The organism is Candidatus Cloacimonadota bacterium, assembly GCA_012516855.1.
In the GTDB taxonomy this organism is placed as follows: Bacteria; Cloacimonadota; Cloacimonadia; order Cloacimonadales; family Cloacimonadaceae; genus Syntrophosphaera.
Genome location: JAAYWB010000053.1, coordinates 20,273 through 28,438, shown reverse-complemented (window position 1 = coordinate 28,438; position 8,166 = coordinate 20,273). Strand labels below are relative to the sequence as shown.

The 8,166-nt window shown below is 54.6% G+C and carries 5 protein-coding genes; 3 read left to right on the top strand and 2 right to left on the bottom strand.

Translation table 11 applies throughout. From position 1 onward, the window contains the following. Positions 1 to 257: 257 nt before the first annotated feature. Both alaS and trxB read right to left on the bottom strand, forming a co-directional pair. Entirely contained in the window at positions 258 to 2,861 is a 2,604-nt protein-coding gene (gene alaS, locus GX466_04955; protein NLH93552.1) for an alanine--tRNA ligase, read from the bottom strand. After that, a complete protein-coding gene (gene trxB / locus GX466_04950; GenBank protein NLH93551.1) occupies positions 2,848 to 3,807 on the bottom strand; it encodes a thioredoxin-disulfide reductase in 960 nt (319 codons plus the stop codon). The genes alaS and trxB overlap by 14 nt, the downstream gene beginning before the upstream one ends. Before the next feature lie 243 nt (positions 3,808 to 4,050). Between trxB and GX466_04945 the strand changes: the two genes are divergently transcribed. Genes GX466_04945 through GX466_04935 form a run of 3 tightly spaced genes read left to right on the top strand, consistent with a single transcriptional unit; the run spans position 4,051 to position 8,158 of the window. Continuing rightward, positions 4,051 to 4,848 (top strand): beta-ureidopropionase, encoded by a 798-nt coding sequence (locus GX466_04945; GenBank protein ID NLH93550.1) that lies wholly within the window; start codon positions 4,051 to 4,053, stop codon positions 4,846 to 4,848. Next, positions 4,845 to 6,830, top strand: a complete 1,986-nt coding sequence (gene ligA, locus GX466_04940; GenBank protein ID NLH93549.1) for an NAD-dependent DNA ligase LigA — start codon at positions 4,845 to 4,847, stop codon at positions 6,828 to 6,830. Before GX466_04945 ends, ligA begins: the two co-directional genes overlap by 4 nt. Further along, positions 6,830 to 8,158: a YjgP/YjgQ family permease gene (locus tag GX466_04935; GenBank protein ID NLH93548.1), complete on the top strand. Its 1,329-nt coding sequence runs from the start codon at positions 6,830 to 6,832 to the stop codon at positions 8,156 to 8,158. Before ligA ends, GX466_04935 begins: the two co-directional genes overlap by 1 nt. Positions 8,159 to 8,166 lie beyond the last annotated feature (8 nt).

Below are 8,166 nucleotides of genomic sequence, written 5' to 3'. Positions count from 1 at the left end.
TGATGGTCTCTTTTTCCATGTTTGGCTCCTGTGTTATATGGAACCAAAATGAATTGCATAGTTATTTTGTCAAGAAGTTATTACACCTACTTTATGTCCACTTTTGCGTGCAACGGTCTTTGCTATTGTATTCCGCCCCAGAGTGTTACTCACCCGAATCGACAGAGAGCCTCAGAAACACGGCAGAGGCACCGCGCAAAATTCAGCTTGTGGTTATTCCTCGCGGATCACCAACCAGATTGGGAAAGGAGGGATTCCTATTGGGAAAGGGAGCCGATGATCTGCGGCAGATCCTTAATCATTTCATCGAGCAGGTCAGGCCGATTGCCGCCGCCCATGGCGGAATCGGGCCGGCCGCCGCCCTTGCCTTCCAGCTTGGCGGAAACTGCCTTGACGATGTTTCCGGCATGGAATTTGGGTCGCAGCTTCTCCCCCACAACGCAGAGGATCGTCACCTTTTCCCGCGCGGTCGCGAAGAGCAGTGAGATAGCGTCGGGGGCACGGTCTTTTAGAGAATCGCCCAGTTCGCGGAGCTTGGCGGCGTCGGCATCGATTTTCTGGCTGAGCAGCTTGAAATCACCAAGGTCTTTAATCCCGCGTATGAGTTCAGCAGCCTCGGCATCAGCTTTTTGGGCGTCCAGCTGTTTTAACAGCTGTTCCAGTTCCTGCACCCGGTTTTGCAGAGCTTCGATCTTGGAATCCAGCATCTTTTCGGGAACGTGGAGCTTATCTGCCAACTGGGCCAGTTTGCGCTGAAGGTCCAGAACAAACTGCTCGGCGGCGCGTCCTGTGAGGGCTTCGATGCGCCTTATCCCCGCGGCGGAGGAGCTTTCGGAAACGATCTTGAAGAACCCGATCTCACCGCTGGCGGAAACGTGGGTGCCGCCGCAAAGCTCTTTGGAATAGTCCGATACGCTCACCACGCGAACCTGCTCAGAGTATTTTTCACCGAACAGGGCGATGGCGCCTTCCGAGCGGGCTTCAGCGATGTTTTTAAGTTCCACAGAAACCGGGAGGTTGTCTCGGATAGCAGCATTGACGATGCTTTCGATGGAATTGATCTCGACTGGGGTCAGGGCCTGCATGTGGGTGAAATCGAAACGCAGATAGTCAGGACCAACCAGCGAGCCTTTCTGCTGCACGTGTTCGCCCAAAACGGTGCGCAAGGCCTTGTGGAGCAAATGGGTGGCTGTGTGGTTGCGCATGATGTCCTGGCGCCGGGGCAGATCGATCTCCGCTGTGACGGGATTGCTATTTATAGCCCCGCTGATGAGGGTGCCACTATGGATGAAGTGATCGTCATTCTTCCTCACCTGGCTGACCTGCATCTCAAAGCCGGAATTGAAGATGCGCCCTGTGTCAGCCAACTGTCCTCCGGATTCCGCGTAAAAGGGGCTGCGGTCCAACTGCAAATGAAGCAGGCCGTCTTCGCTTATTCTGTAACGTTGGATTTGCGCGGTGGCGTTGTTCTTCTCATATCCCAAAAACACTGTCGGAGATGAAGCTTCCAGTTCGATCCAGTCCTCGGAACTGGCCTCGAAGGCAAATTTGGAACTCTTGCGGGCCCGGGCGCGCTGGGCTTCCATCTCTTCCTCGAAGCCGTCGGTGTCAACCCTGAGATTCTTTTCGGAAGCCAAGATCAGGGTGAGGTCAAGCGGAAAGCCGTAAGTGTCGTAAAGCATGAAGGCGTCTTTGCCGGAGATGAGGTCACCTTCGAGTTTGACGCAAATCTGGTCGAGATGCTCCAAACCCTTGTCCAGGGCTGCGGTGAAACGTTCTTCCTCGGCCTTGATCACCATGCGGATATAGGCTTCCTTGCCCGCCAGCTCGGGAAAATGGTGGCCCATGATGGAAATTACGGTATCCACCAGATGGAACATGAAGGCTTCGGCAAAACCCAGCAGGCGCCCATGCCGGGCTGCCCTTCTGAGGATTCGGCGCAGAACGTAGCCCCGGCCCTCGTTGGAGGGGAAACCGCCGTCGGCAAGGGCGAAGCAGAGGCAGCGAACATGGTCTGCGATCACGCGATGTGATGTGCCGGTTTCAGGTGTGTAGGGCACTCCGCTGAGCTCTGCCACGCGCTCTATGATTGGTAGGAAGAGGTCGGTCTCGTAATTGCTGTCCTTTCCCTGCAGCACCTGCACAAGGCGCTCGAAACCAGCTCCGGTATCCACAAACCTGTCTTTGAGCGGGGTGAGTGAGCGGTCCGCCTCGCGGTTGTACTGGATGAAAACGAGGTTCCAGAGCTCTATGTAGCGGCCACAGTCACCACAGATTTCACAAATGTGGCCTTCCTCGCCCTGACGGGAACAGTGGTCCGGACCGCGGTTAATGTGGATTTCGCTGCAGGGTCCGCAGGGGCCGGTATCCCCCATTTCCCAGAAATTGTCCTTGTCGCCCTGGTAGGAAATGTGGGCTGGATCGATATCGGTGATAGATTTCCATATCTCGAAGGCCTCCTGGTCAGAGTCGTGCACGGTGGCGTAAAGCTTGTCCTTGGGCAGCTTCCAGACTTCGGTAAGCAGTTCCCAAGCCCAGAGGATGGCCTCTTTTTTGTAATAGTCGCCGAAAGACCAGTTGCCCAGCATTTCAAAAAAGGTGTGGTGATAGCCGTCCCTGCCCACTTCCTCAAGGTCGTTGTGCTTGCCTCCGGCGCGGATGCACTTCTGGCTGTTCACGGCACGCTTCGTTTCCGCTTCCTTCAAGCCGAGGAAGACATTTTTGAACTGATTCATGCCTGCGTTGGCAAAAAGCAGGGTGGGATCGTCTTCCGGCACCACCGGCGAGGAGGGCACAAAGATGTGTCCGCGCTCGAGGAAAAAGTCGATGAAGGTCTGGCGGATCTCTTTATTTGTCAGCACTTGGAGCTTCTCCCAGTCCTTCGACGTGATCGAAGTTTTCAATGATCCACTTTTCCGCGCTCCAGGCTGCCACAGCGCCGTCGCTGGTGGCGGTGACCACCTGGCGCAGAACGGTACTGCGGATATCCCCCGCTGCATAAATGCCGGGAACGTTGGTGTGCATGTGGTCGTCAGTGAGCAAAAAGCCTCCGCTGTCCTGTTCCAGCATGGATTCCAGCAGTTCGTTGTTAGGCAGGATGCCCACATAGATGAAAACTCCATCAACCGGGACGAAGGAAGCCTGTTGGGTCTTGACGTTCACCACTTCCAGCTTCTCGATTTTTCCGTTGCCATGGATTTCCCTAACAACAGAATCCCAGATGAATTCTATCTTGGGGTTCTTGAAAGCGCGCTCCTGAAGGATCTTCTGGGCACGGAGTTCATCGCGGCGGTGGATCACGATCACTTTGGAGGCAAAGCGGGTTAGGAAAAGCCCCTCTTCGATGGCGGAATCTCCTCCGCCGACCACTGCCACCACTTTGTTCCGATAGAGCGCGCCGTCGCAGGTAGCACAGTAGGATACGCCGCGGCCGGTGAAACGCTCTTCCCCCGGCACGTTGAGCAGTCTGGGATGGGCGCCGGTGCAAACGATCAAAGCCTTGGCGCGGTATTTATTCTCTTGGGTTTCTACTATCTTGCAAAGCCCCTCCAGACCAATGGCGGTAACCTCTTCGTCAATTATATGGGCTTGAAAGCGTTCGGCCTGCTGGCGCATTTTATCGGTGAGTTCAAAGCCTGAAATCGGTTCCGGAAAACCGGGATAGTTCTCCACTTCGTCGGTCACGTTGATCTGGCCGCCGATTATCCCTTTTTCGAACAGACCGGTTTTCAGGCCGCCACGGGCAGCGTAGATAGCTGCGCTCAGCCCGGCGGGGCCGCCACCGATTATCATCACGTCGTAATACATTAAATACCTCAATATCAGGAATTTCTTGGAAGTTAACGTGTCTTTTGAACCGCCCTCCTCCGTCAAGGAAATTATCTGGATAGCCGGAATCTGAAAAGAACTTGACCGAATTGGCGGAAGTAGCTTTTTTGGTTAAAAGTAGAAATTAGGGAGCGACAAAATGAGTTTGCCTGTTTTGCGTAGAATGGCTCTGATGGCTGGAAGAAAACAAGGTCTGGAAGCTTTTCGGACAAGGGGGCAGGAATGAATTATAGGGTTTCCGTGCTGCAATATGAGCCCCGTCTGCTTGACCTGAGCGGCAATCTGAAGCAGTTGAAACAGATGTTGAGCGGGCTGGAAACAGACCTTGTAGTGCTGCCTGAGCTTTGCGCCACCGGTTATGTTTTCACCTCTCTGGAGGAAGTGGCCTCCGTTGGCGAGGAAGTGCCCTCCGGAGCGGCTTTCGGAACTTTCAGCGCTCTGGCTTCGGAAAACCGGTTCAGCATCGTTTACGGCTTTGCCGAACGGAGCGGGAATATATTCTACAACTCTGCTGCCCTGATAAATCCCGACGGAAGTTACCATATTTACAGGAAAACACATCTCTTTGACCGCGAGAAGCTCTTTTTCACCCCCGGCGACACCGGATTGCACGTTTTCCCAGCCAAGGATGGAGTGCAGGTGGGGATGATGGTTTGCTTCGACTGGACCTTCCCCGAATCGGCGCGAACCCTGGCCCTGAAAGGCGCTCAGATTATCTGCCACCCCACAAACCTAGTTCTGCCCTGGTGCCAGCAGGCAATGACCACCAGAAGCTTGGAAAACCGGGTGTTTTCCATCACTTCCAATCGCACCGGAGATGAAAGCAACGGCGGGGTGAGCCTCCATTTCACCGGCCAGAGCCAGATCCTGGGCACCAAGGGAGAGATCCTAACCCGGATGAGCATGGAAGAAACCGGGGTGCGGACCTGTGAAATCGATCCCGAACTCGCTTTTGACAAACAGGTGTCACCCTTGAACCACGCTTTTTCAGACCGACGTCCGGCCTTTTATGATTTATGAATGATGAGCTGAAACGGGAAATTCAAAGGCTGCGGGCTGAGATAGAACGCCACAACCTGCTCTATTACGAGCTGGCCAATCCCTCCATAAGCGATTATGAATATGACCAGCTGGCGCGTCAGCTTAAAGAAATGGAAGCCCTTTTGGAGGCTGATGAGCGCGGTAAATCGCCCCTGGACAAGGTGGGCAGCGACCTGAGGCCGGGAGCGGAGACGATCCCCCACTTGCAGAGGATGTACAGCCTTGACAACAGCTATTCCACGGAGGAACTGGAACAGTGGTGCACCAAACTCGCTTCCGAACTTGGTTTCTTCCCCACCCTTACCGCTGAGCTTAAAATCGACGGCTTTTCCATCAACCTATATTTTGAAAACGGCGAACTTGGCCATGCCACAACGCGCGGCGACGGCATCACCGGCGAGGTGGTAACTCCAAACATCTTAACCCTATCCTCCATCCCGAAGAGTATTTCACACCTCTCACCCATCGAAATTCTCGGTGAGATATACATTCCCGTGGCAGATTTTCTGAAACTCAACGAAGAGCGACAAGCCAATGAAGAAAAGGCTTTTGCCAATCCGCGCAACGCCGCTGCCGGCTCCATCAAGCTGAAAAACCCTGAAGAGGCGAAGAAGCGCCACCTGAACGCCATCTTTTACAGCGTTAGCAACAGCCCGGATTTGCCTCTGCAAAGGCAGTCCAAACTTCTTGCCTGGCTGGCGGAGCAGGGATTCCCCACGTCTGGCCAGTTCAGGGTTTGCGCCAGTTACAACGAGGTTAGGGAATTCTGCGACCACTGGGAAAATGAACGCTACGGCCTGCCTTACGAGATCGACGGAGTGGTGGTGAAAGTGGATGATCTTGCTCTGCAAAAGCGATTGGGCTTTACCGCCAAAAGTCCCAAATGGGCAGTGGCCTTCAAATTCAAGCCGGAGGAAAAGGAAACCCACTTGCTGGAGGTGCAATATCAGGTGGGACGCACCGGAGCGGTGACCCCGGTGGCCATCCTGGAGCCGGTCTACATCTCCGGCAGTACCGTCTCACGTGCCACCCTGCACAACGAGGATGAAATAAAGCGGCTGGACCTGCATCTGAACGACACCGTGCGCATTATCAAATCAGGCGAAATTATACCCAAGATCCTCACCGCCATCCCAGCCAAACGCGAACCAAACGCCGTTCCGGTGGGATTCCCAGCCAACTGCCCCGTCTGCTCCAGCCAGCTTGAACGGGATGAGGAAGGCGCCATCAGCTATTGCCCTAACGCCTCCTGCCCCGCCCAATTGCAGCGCCGCATTGAGCACTTCGCCTCCCGCGATGCAATGGACATCAGCGGCCTGGGCACCAGCCTGATCGCCAGATTACTGGAGCAAAACATGATCGCCGGCCTCGCTGACATCTACCGGCTTGATTATGAAGCCTTGGCACAGCTTGACCGCTTTGGCGAGAAATCAGCCGAAAACCTCAGGAACTCCATCGAAGCCAGCAAAGCCAGGAATTTCGACCGGGTGCTCTTTGCCCTCGGAATCCGTTATGTGGGTTCCGTCACGGCACGCCATCTCGCCGAGTATTTTGGCACGGTGGATGAACTGCTGATTGCCGGGGAAGAAACCCTGGCCCGGGTTCCAGAGGTGGGAAGCAAGATCGCCCTGTCCCTGAAAGCCTGGTTTGGTAACCCCCTCAATCTGAAATTGGTGGAGAAGCTGCGCGCTCAGGGCCTGCGTTTCAGTTACGAGCTGCGGCGCGAATCGGAAACCCTGGCCGGCAAGACCTTTTTGCTCACGGGCAGCCTGGATAACTACGACCGCAAGACTATGGAGGAACTCATCCGCAGACACGGAGGCCGTATCGTGAGCGGCGTTAGCACCAGCCTTAACTATCTGGTGGTCGGCGCCAAACCGGGCTCCAAACTGGCCAAAGCGCAGAAGCTGCCTTCTGTGAAGATAATCAGTGAAATCGAGTTGCTGGAGTTGATCGGCTGATGAAGATCCTCTCGCGCTACATTCTGCGGGAACACATCGCGCCTTTTTTCTTATCACTGCTGGTGGTTACTTTTGTGCTGCTGATCGACCGCGTGATCGACCTGCTGGACCTGATCATCGAGAAAAAGCTGGATGCCAATACAGTGCTGCAGCTTTTCGGTCTTTCCCTGCCCTACATGATCGCCCTTTCCATCCCCATGGCAGTATTAGTGGCCACCATCCTGGCTTTTGGGCGCATGACAGTGGACCGCGAAACCATCGCCATGAAATCCAGCGGCATTAATCTCTACCGCATGTTGGGACCTCTGATAGTGACAACCCTCTTGCTGACCGGGGTGATGGCCTGGTTCAACCACTATTTTCTGCCCAACGCCAACCATAAGCTGAAAAACCTCACCGTGAAAATCGCCTATTACCGGCCCATGACCATCATCAAACCCAACGAATTCACAACCCTTACGAATTACACCATCTATGTGAGGGAAAACCTGAACAACGAGTTGCGCGAAGTGCTTATCTATGACCGCAGCCAGACCAAGCTGCCCCGGATTATCACTGCTGAAACCGGTGAAGTGGTGCAGCTTGACAATGGCAACAGCCTTCAGATCATCCTCCACAGCGGCGAAATGCACGAACGCAACGAACAGGAGCAGGGCAAATACCAGCTGCGGCGTTTCGAGAACTTTTCCGTGTACATCAGAGATTTGGCCACCAATCTGGATTTCACGGACAGCGCCTACCGCAGCGACAGGGAGATGACCTATCCCCAATTGATGGCAGCCATCCGAGCCAAGGAAACCGAACTTGCGGACAAAGACAGGGAACTGGGAAACTTGGACAAGCGTTTGCAAGCGCTGGAAAACAAGCCCAAAGACTATGCCAGCAGCGTGGAACAGCGGCGTTTGGGCATCATGAAGACCCAGGCAGAGGACCAAAAAAGGCAGATAACCGAAAACCTGCGCTCGCTGCAGGTGGAGTATCACAAGAAATTCGCCATCTCCTTTGCCATCGTCATTTTTGTGCTGATGGGCATCCCGCTGGGTCTGATGACCCGCACCAGCGGCATCGGCATGGCCTTTTCTGTGTCCAGCGTGATCTTCCTTATCTATTATGTGGCACTCACCGGCGGTGAAGAGCTGGCAGACCGTGCTCTCATGAGCCCCTTCCTCTCAATGTGGCTCACCAATATCGTGTTCATCGTTCTGGGAGTCCTGCTTGTTTACCTCTCCCTGCGGGAAAAGCATTTAATCAACCTCAACCTGCTCAGCTGGCGGCTTACCCACCGCAAGGTAAAGCTGGAAGACGCTCCGGATGAATTGATCCACTGAGGCCCCCT

Bases quoted from the DNA above. Each gene is read 5' to 3' on its own strand.
- GX466_04935 (NLH93548.1), top strand. From the start codon at position 6,830: ATGAAGATCCTCTCGCGCTACATTCTGCGGGAACACATCGCGCCTTTT.
- trxB (NLH93551.1), bottom strand. From the start codon at position 3,807: ATGTATTACGACGTGATGATAATCGGTGGCGGCCCCGCCGGGCTGAGC.
- ligA (NLH93549.1), top strand. From the start codon at position 4,845: ATGAATGATGAGCTGAAACGGGAAATTCAAAGGCTGCGGGCTGAGATA.
- GX466_04945 (NLH93550.1), top strand. From the start codon at position 4,051: ATGAATTATAGGGTTTCCGTGCTGCAATATGAGCCCCGTCTGCTTGAC.